This is a genomic window from Bradyrhizobium sp., assembly GCF_035570375.1.
GTDB lineage: Bacteria > Pseudomonadota > Alphaproteobacteria > Rhizobiales > Xanthobacteraceae > Bradyrhizobium.
Genome location: NZ_DATMLW010000129.1, coordinates 15,048 through 29,798 on the forward strand (window position 1 = coordinate 15,048; position 14,751 = coordinate 29,798).

Genomic DNA, 14,751 nt, shown 5'->3' on the forward strand with positions numbered 1-14,751 from the left:
GGTTAAGAAATTTATGCACAATAATGCATATTAACCTCGGCGTCCAGAGCCTTTTGGCGCCAAAAATCTGCATTTTGCTTCATATTTTGGCCCCGAGCGCGATCCAGTCGGCTTTGGACAGCGATGGCTGCGCCAGTTTGGCTTTCAGATGCGCCGCCAGCGCGGGAAGCGGAAAGCTGTCGGCAAACCCGCCCCTGCCAGTGGCCGTGCGCGCCAGCAATGGTTCGACCTCGGCCAGCGCTTCACCGAAGTGCCGCGCTGCCGCGCGCGGCTTTTGCGTCCGCAGTTTCAGATTGGCGTTGGCGACCTGGATGCAGGCGCGCAGCAGGATCCGCTCGCGCCCGCCTTGAGGCGCTGCTGCCCACACCGCTTCCAGAACTTCCTTCGCTTCCCAGAAATAGCCGGCGTCGTTAAGCGCGATGCCGTAGCGCAGCGCCGGATGCCGCGCGGGGACGAAGTCGCAAAATCGCGACGGCACCAACGCCTTCGCGCGCCACAACGCATCGTGGTCGGCCTCGGTGGTTTCGCCAGGCACATGGGCCCAGCCGGGCAGCGGCAAATCGGCCGCACTCGCGGAAATGGCCATTGGCGAGAATGCCGAAAAAAATCAGGCGGCTCGGCCTTCCGAGCCTTCGTGCAAAAACAGAATATTTTTAGCAAATTCAGCGATGGAATCGAGAGTCACCTGTGGTGCCTCGCGATGCGGCGAATGTCCGGCGCGGGGAATCATCGTCACCTCGACGGGACAATAGCACTCCTCCTTCGCGATCTCGATCTGGCGAATTGTCCCATACTGATCGTCGGAGCCTTGCACGATGGCGACGGGAACGCGGATATAGGCGAGATAATCGGAGATGTCCCAGTGGCGAAACTCCGGATCGAGCCAGGCGCCGTTCCAGCCGTAGAAGGCGTTGTCGACGTCAGAATGCCAGCGCGAAAGCTTTGCCTTGAGGCCCAGGGTCTCGTAGGCCTTTCGGGCTTCTGCGATCGCCGCCAGCCCCATGTCTTCAACGACGAAATGCGGCGCGATCATCACCACGCCACGCACCCGGTGATCGGCCTTGCCGCCGGCATAGATCGCCGCAATCGATGCGCCATCGGAATGCCCGAGCAACAAGCCGCGGCGAAAACCGATTGCCTCGAGAACGGCGGGCAGAACCTCGAGCGCCTCGATGCTCATATAGTCAAGCGGGCGCGGCAACGGCACGGATGTCGAAGCGCCATAGCCGGCGCGCGAATAGACGAAAATGCCGGCGCCGGTCGCACCCTGCAGCCGGTCGGGAAAGTCCCCCCACAGCGCCGCCGAGCCGAGGCCCTCATGCAGCATGACGATGGTCGGCGCCTCAGAGGGCGCAGGCCCGATCATCCGGTATTCGAGCTCTGCGGTCCCGATGCGCAGGAAGCCCGAGGGCGAAAGCGTGGTCATTTCTCCCTCCGCACTTGCCGCACGATGTGGTGAGCTCCCTTCCGGCTCGCTCGACCGTTCCCTCCCCCTTGTGGGGGAGGGTCAGGGAGGGGGTAAGCCAAAAGCGCTGGAGTTCGTGATACCCCCCTCTCCACCTCTCCCCCACAAGGGGGGAGAGAGCCGAGCCTGGTTTGTGGTGAATCCTCGAACTTCAATCGACGAACGCATCACGACTTGGAGGAATGCTCCTCCCGCAACTTGAATCGCTGAATCTTTCCGGTTGCGGTTTTCGGCAAGGCATCGACGATTTCGATCCAGCGCGGATACTTCCAGACGCCGATCTTCTGCTTGACGTGCTCCTTGAGCGCGTCCTGCAAGCCGGAATTGTCGGCGTTGGCGCGCAGCACCACGAACGCCTTGGGCTTGAGCAGCCCTTCGCCATCGGCCTCGGGCACGACGGCTGCTTCCAGCACCGCCGGGTGGGTGATCAGCGCGCTCTCGACCTCGAACGGCGATACCCAGATGCCGCTTACCTTGAACATGTCGTCGCTGCGGCCGCAGAAGGTGTAGCGGCCTTCCGCATCGCGCACATATTTGTCGCCGGTGCGGGTCCAGTGTCCCTCGAAGGTCCGGCGGCTTTTGCTGCGCTGGTTCCAGTAACCTTCGCCGGCCGAAGGCGCATCGACCAGAAGCTCGCCGACCTCGCCATCGGCAACGTCCGCGCCGGCCTCGTTGACGAGCCGGACCTTGTAACCCGGGACCGGGCGTCCGGATGTGCCGTATTTGATGTCGTCGGGCGCATTCGACAGAAAGATATGCAACAGCTCGGTCGAGCCGACGCCATCGAGGATATCGACGCCGAAACGCGCCTTCCAGGCGTTGCCGACCGACTCCGGCAGCGCTTCGCCGGCCGACGTGCAGATCCGCAAGTGGCTGCCGGCGCGTTCGGCCTTCAGCGTCTCGTCATGGAGCATCGCGGCGAACAGCGTCGGCACGCCGTAGAAGATCGTCGGATTGTACTTGTTCATCAGCGCGAACATGGTCGCGGGCGTCGGCCGTTCGGGATTGAGAATGGTGGTGGCGCCGACCGACATCGGGAATGTCAGCGCGTTACCGAGCCCATAGGCGAAAAACAGTTTTGCGGCCGAAAGACACACATCGTCCTCGCGAATGCCGAGCACCTGCCTGGCGTAGGTGTCCGCGGTTGCCGCGAGACTGGAATGCAGATGACGCACGCCCTTGGGCATTCCGGTCGAACCCGAGGAATAGAGCCAGAACGCCGGCTCGTCGGGATGCGTCGGCGCGGTCGCAAACGCATCGCTCTCGCCCTTGAGTTCGTCGGACAGTTTTCTGTGGCCGTGCGCATCATGGCCGGAAACGACGACGTGATCGAGATCGGACATCCGCCCGACCATGTCCTTGACCACGGGCAACAGCGCTTCGGAAATAAACAGCACCCGCGCGCGGCAGTCCGCCAGCACATAGGCGTATTGGTCCGGGGTCAGAAGCGTGTTCAGCGGCACCGGCACGATGCCGGCGCGGATCGCACCGAGAAACACCGCCGGGAAGTCGACCGTGTCGAGCATGATCATCGCCACGCGCTCTTCGCGGCGGACGCCGAGGCGGCGCAGCATGTTGGCGACGCGGCGGGTCTGTTTCTGCAGTTCGCCATAACTGACTTCGGAAACAGTGTCGTGATAGGCGAGCTTTCCGCCGCGGCCTTCATCGACATTGCGGTCGAGCAGAACGGTCACCGCGTTGTAGGAACCGGATGTGTCGCTCATGCCGTATTCCCCAGGCCACTTCCCTCACGCGAACGCATGCTACGACGTTTCTCCCGATTATCAAGAATTATAATGCATAGAGAGCCATCGACCGCGCTTGCTGTCAATCCTCATCGGCATTATGTTTCCTCCGAGGCGTTTTCTGCACCATCCATTTTGCCCAAAAAAGCTTTGGACGCGCGCTCTTCAAACGAGGACCATGACCAGAGATAGCGAAGCCGGCTTTCTCGAACAGCTCGGCCAACGTGTTCGGACCATGCGCGCGCTTCGCGGCATGTCGCGAAAGGTGCTCGCCAAGGTCTCCGGCATTTCCGAACGCTACATTGCCCAGCTTGAAGGCGGCAAGGGCAACGTCTCGATCGTGCTGTTGCGGCGGGTCTCGAACGCGATGGGCGCGCATCTGGAAGATTTGATCCCTTCAACCGAACCCTCGCCCGACTGGGCTGTGATCCGCGATCTCCTGCGCAAGGCTTCGCCGGGCCAGATCGTGCAGGCCAAGGACATTCTCGCGGGACAATCGGGCCTCGTACATCGACGCAAGTCGTTTGCCGGCATCGCCCTGATCGGCTTGCGCGGCGCCGGCAAGTCGACGCTCGGCAAGATGCTGGCCAATAAAATCGGCTGGAAATTCGTCGAGCTCAACAAGGAGATCGAGGCCGAGAACGGGCTGTCGGTCGCCGAGATCATCGCGCTCTACGGCCAGGAAGGTTTCCGCCGCATGGAACAGGCGGCACTCGGACAATTGCTGGCTGACAACGGCCTGACGGTGCTCGCCACCGGCGGCGGTATCGTTTCCGAACCGCTGACCTTCGACCTCGTCCTGTCGTCGTTCTACACGATCTGGCTCAAGGCCGAGCCGGAAGAACACATGGCGCGGGTGCGCGGCCAGGGCGACCTGCGGCCGATGGCGGATGACCGTTCGGCGATGACGGAATTGCGCAACATCCTGGTGAGCCGCGAACCGCTCTACGCGCGCGCCAACGCGGTGGTCGATACCGCGGGTCTTTCGGTGGAGGATGCTGGTGCGCGCTTGATCGAAGCTGTTGCGCCGGTGCTGCACAACGAGGCGCAGGCGTTTGGCTTGCGCAGCGCGGCGCGTTGATCGGACCTTCTTGTTCCAGACTTACCGTCACCGGCGGATGGCGTCGAGCGAAGCCGCATGATCAGTGCAACGTGATGCCGGCGTAACTTACCCGGAAGAGACATCGCGAGGCTACGGAGATTCCCTTTTCCCGCTTGCGTTCGAGATGGCAAATTGTTGAGCAAGGTACGTCTGGAGAGCCGCAACGGTCGCGCGTGACGATCGTGCGAGGACGCGGCCAAGTTTAGTGTTGTGCCCCTGGTCGCCGATGTCCAGCATCTGCTTGGACGTGCAGGAGTCGGCGCCATTCGCATTGTGCGGCGTCAATTTCGTGTGATCGCCTGCCGCACGCGAAGGCCGATCGACCAGCATCGCACCTTGCGTCTCGGAACGATCGGCACCATCTAGCCCGCTGGCGCAAACTTGGCCCCTTCCTTGCGCGGAGGTTCAGAAGTTATGTTCAAGGAAGTATCGGAGCTTTGCCTGACGCAGATGGACGATGGTTCGCCGACGGCTTTGGCTGCCGGCAGCGCGCCAGGCGAGAGCGGCGTCTTTGTGCTTAGCGCGCGGTTCAAAGGTGGCGCACATATCAGCGCGACGCCGCGAAGGCATCATGTCTGCTTTCAGCTCACCCCTAGTGCTCATTTTGAATGCCGCATCGCCGGTAAGGCGCTTTCGCACAAGCCGGAGGCAGGGTCGCTTGCCATCTGTCCCGCAGGAGCCGACTACGCGGCAGATGCGGAAGTCAGCGTCGATGCAATCCTTGTGGCAATCGAGCCCGGCCAGTTTGCGCTCGCCGCTGCCGAGGGCTCAGCGCTTGACGCACAGTTGATCGCGCGTTTTTCCGGTTGCGATCATGAACTGCTCGAACTTGCGCGCGGCCTGGCTCATGAAAGTGCCGACGGTTATCCTAACGGCCCGCTTTTCTGGAACGGAATGGCAGGCGCCTTCGTTGACGGCCTACTCGTTCGTCACACTTCAAAATTCGAAAAGGTGGTGCGCGGCAAGCTGGGCAAGGACGTACTCGGTCGGCTCAGGGACTATGTCATTGCCCATCTCGACGAGCCAATCGAGGTTGGCGCGCTTGCTAGAATTGCCAGCCGCAGCCCGTTCCACTTTACGCGCGTGTTCACCCGATCGGTCGGCATGACTCCATACCGCTATGTCGTGCATCTGCGCTTGCAGCGCGCCCTCGAGCTTGTGCGCGACGGTCGCCATGGACTGGCGGAAATCGCGGCCACCACAGGCTTCGCCGACCAGAGCCACCTCTCGCGCTGGATTCGGCGCGTCCACGGTGTTCCGCCGACACACCTTGCTGCCTCGTAGGTAAAAAGCAGGAATCTTCACGACCAGCTGCAGCCCTCTCCCCTAAACCACGGTCGAGACATCGTGGAATCGCGATGTTCCCATCGCGACATCGGAAGAGGCAAACATGACGGATCCGATTGGTAGACGGTTGCAGCGCCTTGGTGAGCAAGTGCAATGCCGCGTCTCGTTACCGGGTGATGACGGATACGCCGCGGCAACGGCAATCTGGGCGAAGCCGGCGGGCCGAATGCCCAATGCCGTCGTGCACTGCCTCAAGGCCGAACATGTTCGATGGGCCATTCGAACCGCACGCGATCGTGATCTTCCGATCTCGGTGCGAGGAGGCGGCCATGATTGGGCCTGTCGCTCCCTATGCAACGGAATCGTGCTCGATCTGAGCGCGATGAACGGCGTGATCGCCGATCCTCATGAACAAGTGGCGCAAATTTCGGGGGGTGCGCTGATCGCCGACGTTCTCAATGTGACGGAGCCACACGGCCTGGTTGCCGTGACGGGCTCGGTCGGCAGCGTTGGCATGGCCGGCATCACCTTGGGCGGTGGTTATGGGCCGTTGATCGGTCGCTTCGGGCTGACCCTCGATAATCTTGTTGGTGCAGAGGTTGTTCTTGCGGACGGACGCGTCGTTGCAACGGACGACCACAACGAAGCCGACCTGTTCTGGGCATTGCGAGGCGGCGGCGGAAACTTCGGCGTCGTGACCATCATGCGGCACCGTCTTCACGAAATGTTCGCTGTCTGCTCGGGCATGCTCATTTATCCGTTCGTCGAAGCGAGGACGGTTCTCCGCGGCTGCGCCGAGCTTGCGGATCTGATGCCCGATGAATTTTCGGTCCAGGTTGGCATCGTCGGCGGCCCGGACGGCATGCCTGCTGTGATGGTCGTGCCGACGTGGTGCGGTGCGCCGGCAGAGGGCGAAGCGCGAGTCGCGCCCTTTCTCAAACTTGGAACGCTGCTTGCCGGCACGGTTAGTGCGATGCCTTATAGGGCATTGCTGACCGCGTTCGACCCATACATTGTGAATGGACGAAGAACTTTCATGGAGACGTGCTGGCTGCCCGAGCTTGGAAGCACGGCCATCGATATTTTCATCCATGCTATGGAGGCTGCAGTCTCGCCGGGCTGCGCCATCTTCACCCACGAGTTCAAGGGCGCGGCTTCCCGCGTGCCTGAGGAGGCGACCGCGTTCGGTCTGCGTCGCGATCACCTGCTCGTCGAAATTCTCGCCGCGTGCGACGGCCGGGCTGACAAGTCAGAGGAGGAGCATCATTGGCAATGGGCTCGCGCCACACGTCACGCCTTCGATGCTCTGGCTCTTCCTGGCGCGTATCCCAATTTGCTCGCCGCGGGCGAAGAGTCGGACCGTGTGATGCAAAGCTACGGCCGCAATGCGCGACGGCTCATCAGGGCCAAGCGCCACTACGATCCTGACAATATCTTTCAATCGGCCATTCCGTTGCCGGTCAGCCGTGCGTTGGCCGACATCGCGTGACCCTCAAGCCTCACAGAGACACCGGGGCGGCACTGCCTGACCGTCCGGCAGCGGTATCGGACCGGTATCCGAGAGGCTGCCGGTTGCCCGGGAAGCGGAGCGATCGAACATGATCATAATCTTTTTCCTAGTTTTTCTCAGGGCGGTTCACCGTCGCAAACGAGCTCCCGGGCCGTTCGTCGCAGGCGTGCGCAACACCGCTCGTCCACCACGCCTCCAAGAATGTGAAGGAGCAAGCAGCCATGATTGCGCCCGACTTCGAGTGAGGAACTGCCGATAAGGTTGTAGCGATATGAAGAACGAAGAAACAGAAATTGGCTTTTCAGAGCAGATTCGCGTCAACCAGCGGAAGCTCTCTTGCTCATGCGCATCTCGGATGTCCGCTTTCGGATAGCAGCGCTCGCGAATGGCTCGGTCAGGGTTTTCATTCCGCTCCCTTGATTTTGTTGCGCAATAGACAAGAAAATTCAAATCCCGAGATATTTGTGCTGCAAATCGGGCTCGGCGATCAACTGCTCGGACGTGCCGCTCCAAACCGCGCGGCCGCGCTCGATGATGAAGTGGCGATCGGCGATGCGGGTAAGATGTTCGACGTTCTTGTCGATTACCAGCACCGACTGGCCCTGAGCCTTGAGCATCGACAGGCAGTTCCAGATTTCCACGCGGATCAACGGCGCCAGCCCCTCGGTGGCCTCGTCCAGGATCAACAGCCGCGGATTGGTCATCAGCGCGCGGCCGATGGCGAGCATCTGCTGTTCACCGCCGGAGAGCTGGTTGCCCATGTTGGCGCGGCGCTCGGCGAGCCGCGGAAACAGGGCATGGATCCTGTCGATGGTCCAGGGATTGGCGCCGCCAAGCCGGTTGGCAGAAGCCGCCACCAGATTTTCGTGGACAGTGAGATTGGGGAAAATCTGTCGTCCCTCGGGGACGAGGCCAATTCCGAGCTGCGCAATCCGGAACGGAGGCATACCACGAACCTCCTTTCCACCGAGGCGGATTTGGCCGGCTCGCGCCGGCGTCAATCCCATGATGGAGCGGATGGTCGTGGTCTTGCCCATGCCGTTGCGGCCCATCAGCGCCACCATCTCGCCGGCGCGAACTTTGAGCGACATGCCGAACAGCACCTGGCTCAAGCCGTAGCAGGTCTCGATTGCCTCGACCTCGAGCAGCAGCGATCCTTCAGCCATGGCGCGTCACCACATGCTGATCGCCGAGATAGGCGCGCTTGACCTCTTCGTTCAGGCGGATCGCCGCAGGCAGGCCGGAGGCGATGACGCGCCCGTAGACCAGCACGGTGATGCGGTCGGCGAGCGCGAACACCGCGTTCATGTCGTGCTCGACCAGGATGATGGTGACCTCGCGCCGCAAATCGGCGAGAAGTTTTACCATGCGCGCCGACTCCGTTGCGCCAAGGCCCGCCATCGGCTCATCCAGCAACAGCAATTGCGGTTGGCTAGCGAGCGCAACCGCGAGTTCAAGCTCGCGCTGTTCGCCGTGGCTCAATTCCGACACCAGCGCCTCGGCGCGATGGCCGAGCCCGACCCTGGCGAGCGCCGAATGCGCCGCGTCGCGGAGCGGTTTTTCCTTGCGCGCATTGCCCCAGAAGCGAAACGAGTGGCCTTCGCGGGCCTGTACGGCGAGCGCGACATTGTCCGCGGCGGTGAAGTCCCGCAACAGCGAGGTGATCTGGAACGAACGCGCCAGGCCAAGACGGCTGCGCCGCCACGCCGGCACGAAGGTGATGTCCTCGCCGGCAAAACGAATGCTGCCCCCGCTCGGGCGCAATTGCCCGATCAACTGGCTGATCAGCGTGGTCTTGCCGGCGCCGTTCGGACCGATGATCGCGTGCAGTTCGCCAGCCGCGAACTCGAGCGAGAGATTGTCGGTCGCGATAATGCCGCCAAACCTGCGGACCAGATTTTCGACACTTAGTAGGGGTTTTGGCAACGGTTCAGGCACGCGAAAGCCTCCCGACCAGGCCCATGATGCCGCCACGCCCGAACAGCACAACCAACAGCAAGAGCGGGCCCATGATCATCGCCCAGTATTCCGTGAACTGCGACAGGAATTCTTCCAGCACGAGATAGAAGATCGCACCGACCACGGGCCCAAACAGCGTGCCCATGCCGCCGAGGATGACCATCACCATCAGGTCGCCCGAGCGCGTCCAGTACATCACGGCCGGGCTGATGAAATCGGTATTGTTGGCGAGCAGCGCGCCGGCGAGCCCGCACATCGTGCCCGCAATGACAAAGCAAACCAGCTTGTAGCGGTTGGCGGGAAAGCCGATGGCTTGCATGCGCTGTTCGTTGGAGCGCAGCCCCTGCACGACCATGCCAAAGCGTGAATTGATGATGCGCCAGACCAGGTAAATTCCGCCGAGCAAACAGCCGAGGCAGAGATAATAGAACTGCACGCGGCTCGACAGGTTGATCAGGCCGCCGAAATCGCTCCGCTTGTAGATGGTCAGGCCATCGTCGCCGCCATAGCGGGAAAGGCCTGAAGCGACGTAATAGGCCATCTGCGCAAAGGCGAGCGTGATCATGATGAAATAGACGCCGCGGGTGCGCAAGGAAAGCGTGCCGATGGCGAGCGCAAACAGCGCGGATGCCAGCAGTGCCACCGGCCATTGAACGAAACCGGAGCCGATGCCTTCGGCCGCGAGGATGCCGACCGCATAGCCGCCGATGCCGAGATAGGCGGCGTGACCGAAGCTCATCATGCCGCCATAGCCCATGATGAGATTGAGGCTGACGGCAGCGAGCGCGAAGATGACGATCCGGGTGAACAGGGTCAGGACGAAGACGTTTCCGGTCGCATGGGAAAATAGCGGAAGCAACAAGAGACCGGCAACGACCAGGCCTGCGACGACGTTGCGGGAATTGAGCAAGGCGATCATCGGCGGCTGGCCGGGAACAGCCCCTCCGGCCTTGCCACCAGCACGATCGCCATCAGCAGATAGATGAGCATCGAGGACAGCGCAGGCGCGGCGGTAGACGCCGCGGACGAACTCAACACCTGCCGCAACAGGTCGGGCAGGAAGGCGCGGCCGAGCGTGTCGATCATCCCGACCAGGATGGCGGCGACGAAGGCGCCGCGGATCGAACCGATCCCGCCAATCACGATGATGACGAAGGCAAGAATGAGGATGTTTTCGCCCATCCCGATCTGGACGGTGAGGATCGGCGCCTGCATCAACCCGGCGAGGCCCGCGAGCGCGGCGCCGAGCCCGAATACCAGAGTGTAGAGCAGCTGGATGTTGATGCCGAGCGCGCCGATCATTTCCCTATTGGATGCGCCGGCGCGTATCAACATGCCGATGCGCGTTCGCATCACAACGACATACAGCATCAACGCGACCGCGAGCGCCACCGCGATGATCGCCAGCCGGTATGCAGGATAAAACACGCCGGGCAGGATCTGCACCGGCACGGTGAGCCAGGCGGGCAGCGGCAGCGATAGCCCTGCCGGTCCCCAGACCAGGCGCACCATGTCATTGAAAAACAGGATCAGCCCGAACGTGGCCAGCACGTGATCGAGATGATCGCGGCCGTAAAGATGCCGCAGCGCGACCAGTTCCAGCACAATGCCGAGCAGGAGCGTCGCGCCGAGCGCCATCACTATGCCGAGGATGAAATTGCCGCTTGCTGCCACGAACGTCGCCGCGAAATAGGCGCCCATCATGTAGAGCGAGCCATGCGCGAGATTGACGAGGTCCATGATGCCGAAAACCAGCGTCAAACCCGCTGCGAGCAGAAACAGCAGGAGACCGAACTGCAACCCGTTCAAGAATTGTTCGACGACAAGCAGCATCTGTGTTCGAGACGATCCTCGTTTGTCGGTCTTGTCGACCTATCCCCACCCTCCCCCTCCAGGGGAGGGTAAGAAAAAGCGGCGGCCTTTTAGCGCCGCCGCATTCCCCAAGCAAAATCCGTGCTCATTTCATCGGACACTTCTCGTGAAAACGATCCTGGTTGTCTTCGATGATCGTGGCGACGGTTTTCAGCGAAAGCTCTCCGTTTGTATCCTTCACCACGTCGATAAGATAGAAGTTCTGGATCGGAACGTGGTTATTGCCGTACTTGTAAGAGCCGCGAACGGATTTGAAATTTGCCCTTTCCATCTCCGCTTTCATGGCGTCCTTCTGGCTCAAATCGCCCTTCACCGCAACCACCGCGCTATTGATCAACTGCATTGCGTCATAAGCTTGCGCGCCATAGAAGCTCGGACGCAAGCCGGGGTGTTTCTTGCGGTAGTCGGCGACAAACCGCCTGTTTTGCTCGTTGGGGAGGTCGTTCACCCATTCCAGTGCGCCGAGAATGCCGAGCGCGTTCTCTTTCTGCGTCGGCAGCGACAATTCGTCGATCATACCATCCGTATAGAGCGGAATCTGCTGCCTCATCCCTGCTTGCACATATTGATTGAGGAATTGAACGCCCGCTGCACCGGGAAAGAATGCGAAGATCGACTCCGCCTTCGAGTTGCGCGCCTTGGTCAATTCGGCCGAGAAATCGAGCTGGGTCGGCCATACCGTGTATTCCTCGCCGAAAACCTCGCCTTTGAACGTGCTCTTGAAGCCAGCCAGCCGATCCTTTCCGGCGGCATAGTTGGGACCGATCAGGAACGCCGATTTGATGCCCTTCTGGTTCATGTAGAGGCCCATCACCGCCGGCGTCTGGTCGTTCTGCCACGAGGTCAAGAACACGTAAGGGGAGCACAATTCGCCGGCGAGCTGCGACGGCCCGGCATTGATACCGATCAGGAAGGTCTTCGAATCGACGGCAGGCTTGAGCGAGGCGAGCAGCACATTCGACCAGTTATAGCCGGCGAGGAAATCCACATGATCGGACTGAATCAGCTTTTCGGTCTTCTGCTTGCCGACATCCGGCTTCTGCTGGTCGTCCTCGTAGATCACCTCGACCGGTCTGCCATTCATTTTGCGACCGATGTGGTCGAGCGCGAGTTCAAAGCCGTTGCGCGCGTCGTTGCCGATCGCCGCGCTGGGACCGCTGAAAGTGTTGACGAATCCGATTCTAATGGTGTCCGCCGCGATGGCCGACCCGGCAAACGCGACGGCCATCGCTGCCGCCAGTGCCGCCGCTTTGAAGTTCCTGCGGTGCAAGCGGCACATTCGATCCAGGAACTTCAAATCGAAAAGCGGCACTGGAATCATGAATTTGCTAGTGCCCATGACTTTCCGAAGTTCGTGAAAGGTGGGCGCTGAGGTGGAGCACGAACTTCGGAAAGTCGGCACTAGTGCCGCCGATTTGAAGTTCCTGCGGTGCAAGCGGCACATTCGATCCAGGAACTTCAAATCGAAAAGCGGCACTGGAATCATGAATTTGCTGGTGCCCATGGCTTTCCGAAGTTCGTATCACTATGCGGCATACTCATCTACGAGCTTCGGAATCGAAAGGACACCAGGAAATCCATAGTTCTAGTGTGGCTTTTTGGCTCAGAAGTCCGCATGACGAATGCGCGGTAATAATCATGCGGACTTCTGGAATGCCGTTCTCATATGGACCCCCTCGACAAAGCAGCGGCGAGGCCAGCGCCACCGCTGCCGTGGGTAATGCCCGCGATCACTTCATCGAGCATTTGTCGTGGAAGCGGTCCTGATCGTCCTTGACGATGGTGGCGACCGTCTTCAGCGACAGCGTCCCGTCGGCATCCTTGACCACGTCCTGCAGGTAAAAATTCTGGATCGGGATGTGGTTGTTGCCGTATTTGTACGCGCCGCGCACCGATTTGAAGTTGACCTTCTCCATCTCGGCCTTCATCGCGTCCTTCTTGCTGGTGTCGCCTTTGACCGCCACCACCGCGCTGTCGATCAATTGCGCGGCGTCATAGGATTGCGCGCCATAGAAGCTCGGGCGAAGGCTCGGATATTTCTTGCGGTAATCTTCGACAAAACGCTTGTTCTGCTCGTTCGGCAGGTCGTTCACCCATTCCTGCGCCCCGGGGACTGAAAGCGCGTTGTCCTTCTGCAGCGGCAGCGACAATTCGTCGATGGTAAAGGCCGTGTAGAGCGGGATCTGCTGCTTGAGGCCGGCCTGGGTATATTGATTGAGGAACTGCACCCCGGCCGCGCCCGGATAGAACACGAACACGGCTTCCGCCTTCGAATTGCGCGCCTTGGAGAGTTCGGCCGAGAAGTCGAGCTGACTCGGCCAGACCGTATATTCCTCGCCCATCACCTGGCCCTTGAACGTCATCTTGACGCCGGCCAGCATGTCCTTGCCTGCCGCGTAGTTCGGGCCGATCAAAAACACCGACTTGACGCCCTTCTGATTCATGTAAAGGCCCACCGCCTGCGGCGTCTGGTCGTTCTGCCAGGAGGTCGAGAACACGTAAGGCGAACACAATTCGCCGGCGAGCTGCGAGGGACCGGCATTGGCGCTGATCAGGAAGGTCTGTGAATCGACGGCGGTCTTGAGCGAGGCGAGCAGCACATTCGACCAGATATAACCGGCGATGAAGTCCACATGATCGGACTGCACCAGCTTCTCGGTCTTCTGCTTGCCGACATCAGGCTTTTGCTGGTCGTCCTCGTAAATCACCTCGACCGGCTTGCCATCCATTTTGCGGCCAAGATGATCGAGCGCAAGCTCGAAGGAATTTCGCATGTCGTTGCCGATCACGGCGGTCGGCCCGCTGAAGGTGGAGACGAAGCCGATTTTGATGGTATCGCCCGCATGCGCCGGGCCTGCCAGCGCCAGAGCGGTCGCGCCCGCAAGCCAGAATGCCGTTTTCATATTCGTGTCCCTCCTCTTGCATTTTCTTGATCCCGCCGACCGATCGGCGCACGCCGTTTCAAAATGCGCCTGGGCGTTGGATGCCTCGTTTTGTGCGCGAAACGGCGCTTGCCCAGCAAGCGCGAACCGAAGGCCTCCTCTTAGAACCTTCGGCTCAATGCCCATGGAGCTGCACCATAATTCGTATGCCTTGCGCATGGCAAGAATTATAGTGCCGAATTACGTTCGAGAAGCGCCTCAGCAAGACCGGCGAGATGTACCGCCGAACGCCTTTCCAAGCTGAGCTAATCGAACGTCATTCGCCTCTGTGAATCAGCGATTCACCACTGGCAACCGCCTTGCCCACGTCACAAAGCGTGACGTTGGGATTTGTCATGTAAGCGGCTTTTGCGGTGTTGAGAACGACGAACGCATCGTCGAACTTCCTGTAGTCGGCGCCGGGCGAAAGCGTGGTGTTCACACCCCCGGCAACCGTCGCAAGGATCGCCGCCATGGTTTTCCATCTTGCCCACCAAGCCTCGCCATCCTGCAGCGCTGTAGCCAATGCGCCAAACAGGATGACGGCAATCGAGACGCCAAAATACAAGCCCTTGTACCACTTCGAGTAGCTGAGCCAGGCTTCCAAGAGCTCCTGTATCGGCATCGGAATTTCCCGCTTGAAATTTTTAACGTCCGTTGCCACGTCACTTGCTTCGGCGGTTGTAGCTTCTGGACAACTCCTCGACGTAATCTGCACAAGGATGGGTGTGAGTACCTCTTTAGATTGCTGTTCGGCCGCGGTCGTTTTCGGGTTATCGGCGAACGCGACAGCGCCAAAATTGACCACACCAATAAATGCAACAACCAGCACAAAACGGACAAAGGAATGCATCATTTTGCGCGCTCCCGTAAAAATTGTATCTCAACTT

General features: G+C 60.6%; 13 protein-coding genes. 3 read left to right on the top strand and 10 right to left on the bottom strand.

The annotated features are described in order from the left end of the window. Window positions 1-79: 79 nt before the first annotated feature. The 3 genes from VNX23_RS13440 to VNX23_RS13450 all read right to left on the bottom strand — a co-directional run bounded on the left by VNX23_RS13440 (window position 80) and on the right by VNX23_RS13450 (window position 3,189). Window positions 80-586, bottom strand: a complete 507-nt coding sequence (locus tag VNX23_RS13440) for a DUF309 domain-containing protein (protein WP_325630714.1) — start codon at window positions 584-586, stop codon at window positions 80-82. Window positions 587-607: 21 nt separating this feature from the next. Next, window positions 608-1,426: an alpha/beta hydrolase gene (locus tag VNX23_RS13445; RefSeq protein ID WP_325630716.1), complete on the bottom strand. Its 819-nt coding sequence runs from the start codon at window positions 1,424-1,426 to the stop codon at window positions 608-610. 206 nt (window positions 1,427-1,632) lie between these two features. Continuing rightward, window positions 1,633-3,189, bottom strand: a complete 1,557-nt coding sequence (locus VNX23_RS13450) for a benzoate-CoA ligase family protein (protein ID WP_325630718.1) — start codon at window positions 3,187-3,189, stop codon at window positions 1,633-1,635. A gap of 199 nt (window positions 3,190-3,388) precedes the next feature. Here VNX23_RS13450 and VNX23_RS13455 point away from each other — a divergent pair, with 199 nt between their 5' ends. The 3 genes from VNX23_RS13455 (at window position 3,389) to VNX23_RS13465 (ending at window position 7,088) form a co-directional block, all read left to right on the top strand. Then, entirely contained in the window at window positions 3,389-4,291 is a 903-nt protein-coding gene (locus VNX23_RS13455) for a helix-turn-helix transcriptional regulator (RefSeq protein WP_325630720.1), read from the top strand. A gap of 435 nt (window positions 4,292-4,726) precedes the next feature. Next, window positions 4,727-5,596 (top strand): AraC family transcriptional regulator, encoded by an 870-nt coding sequence (locus VNX23_RS13460; protein ID WP_325630721.1) that lies wholly within the window; start codon window positions 4,727-4,729, stop codon window positions 5,594-5,596. A 106-nt stretch (window positions 5,597-5,702) separates the two neighbouring features. Then, complete coding sequence (locus tag VNX23_RS13465) at window positions 5,703-7,088, top strand: FAD-binding oxidoreductase (RefSeq protein ID WP_325630723.1); 1,386 nt, start codon at window positions 5,703-5,705, stop codon at window positions 7,086-7,088. Between the two features lie 467 nt (window positions 7,089-7,555). Here VNX23_RS13465 and VNX23_RS13470 read toward each other — a convergent pair whose 3' ends face one another. The 7 genes from VNX23_RS13470 to VNX23_RS13500 form a co-directional block, all read right to left on the bottom strand. After that, window positions 7,556-8,275 carry an ABC transporter ATP-binding protein gene (locus VNX23_RS13470; protein ID WP_325630725.1) on the bottom strand — a complete coding sequence of 240 codons (720 nt, stop codon included), beginning with the start codon at window positions 8,273-8,275 and terminating at the stop codon, window positions 7,556-7,558. After that, a complete protein-coding gene (locus VNX23_RS13475; RefSeq protein ID WP_325630819.1) occupies window positions 8,268-9,035 on the bottom strand; it encodes an ABC transporter ATP-binding protein in 768 nt (255 codons plus the stop codon). Before VNX23_RS13475 ends, VNX23_RS13470 begins: the two co-directional genes overlap by 8 nt. A 4-nt stretch (window positions 9,036-9,039) precedes the next feature. Then, window positions 9,040-9,987, bottom strand: a complete 948-nt coding sequence (locus tag VNX23_RS13480) for a branched-chain amino acid ABC transporter permease (protein ID WP_325630727.1) — start codon at window positions 9,985-9,987, stop codon at window positions 9,040-9,042. Then, a complete protein-coding gene (locus VNX23_RS13485; protein ID WP_325630728.1) occupies window positions 9,984-10,901 on the bottom strand; it encodes a branched-chain amino acid ABC transporter permease in 918 nt (305 codons plus the stop codon). Before VNX23_RS13485 ends, VNX23_RS13480 begins: the two co-directional genes overlap by 4 nt. Before the next feature lie 124 nt (window positions 10,902-11,025). After that, window positions 11,026-12,219 carry an ABC transporter substrate-binding protein gene (locus tag VNX23_RS13490; protein WP_414642992.1) on the bottom strand — a complete coding sequence of 398 codons (1,194 nt, stop codon included), beginning with the start codon at window positions 12,217-12,219 and terminating at the stop codon, window positions 11,026-11,028. Between the two features lie 451 nt (window positions 12,220-12,670). After that, window positions 12,671-13,843: an ABC transporter substrate-binding protein gene (locus tag VNX23_RS13495; protein ID WP_325630730.1), complete on the bottom strand. Its 1,173-nt coding sequence runs from the start codon at window positions 13,841-13,843 to the stop codon at window positions 12,671-12,673. A gap of 295 nt (window positions 13,844-14,138) precedes the next feature. Beyond that, window positions 14,139-14,717 (bottom strand): hypothetical protein, encoded by a 579-nt coding sequence (locus tag VNX23_RS13500; RefSeq protein ID WP_325630732.1) that lies wholly within the window; start codon window positions 14,715-14,717, stop codon window positions 14,139-14,141. Window positions 14,718-14,751 lie beyond the last annotated feature (34 nt).

Coding starts and splice junctions, on each gene's coding strand:
- VNX23_RS13500 (WP_325630732.1), bottom strand. CDS start 14,717: ATGATGCATTCCTTTGTCCGTTTTGTGCTGGTTGTTGCATTTATTGGT.
- VNX23_RS13460 (WP_325630721.1), top strand. CDS start 4,727: ATGTTCAAGGAAGTATCGGAGCTTTGCCTGACGCAGATGGACGATGGT.
- VNX23_RS13445 (WP_325630716.1), bottom strand. CDS start 1,426: ATGACCACGCTTTCGCCCTCGGGCTTCCTGCGCATCGGGACCGCAGAG.
- VNX23_RS13455 (WP_325630720.1), top strand. CDS start 3,389: ATGACCAGAGATAGCGAAGCCGGCTTTCTCGAACAGCTCGGCCAACGT.
- VNX23_RS13480 (WP_325630727.1), bottom strand. CDS start 9,987: ATGATCGCCTTGCTCAATTCCCGCAACGTCGTCGCAGGCCTGGTCGTT.
- VNX23_RS13470 (WP_325630725.1), bottom strand. CDS start 8,275: ATGGCTGAAGGATCGCTGCTGCTCGAGGTCGAGGCAATCGAGACCTGC.
- VNX23_RS13440 (WP_325630714.1), bottom strand. CDS start 586: ATGGCCATTTCCGCGAGTGCGGCCGATTTGCCGCTGCCCGGCTGGGCC.
- VNX23_RS13490 (WP_414642992.1), bottom strand. CDS start 12,219: ATGTGCCGCTTGCACCGCAGGAACTTCAAAGCGGCGGCACTGGCGGCA.
- VNX23_RS13450 (WP_325630718.1), bottom strand. CDS start 3,189: ATGAGCGACACATCCGGTTCCTACAACGCGGTGACCGTTCTGCTCGAC.
- VNX23_RS13485 (WP_325630728.1), bottom strand. CDS start 10,901: ATGCTGCTTGTCGTCGAACAATTCTTGAACGGGTTGCAGTTCGGTCTC.
- VNX23_RS13495 (WP_325630730.1), bottom strand. CDS start 13,843: ATGAAAACGGCATTCTGGCTTGCGGGCGCGACCGCTCTGGCGCTGGCA.
- VNX23_RS13465 (WP_325630723.1), top strand. CDS start 5,703: ATGACGGATCCGATTGGTAGACGGTTGCAGCGCCTTGGTGAGCAAGTG.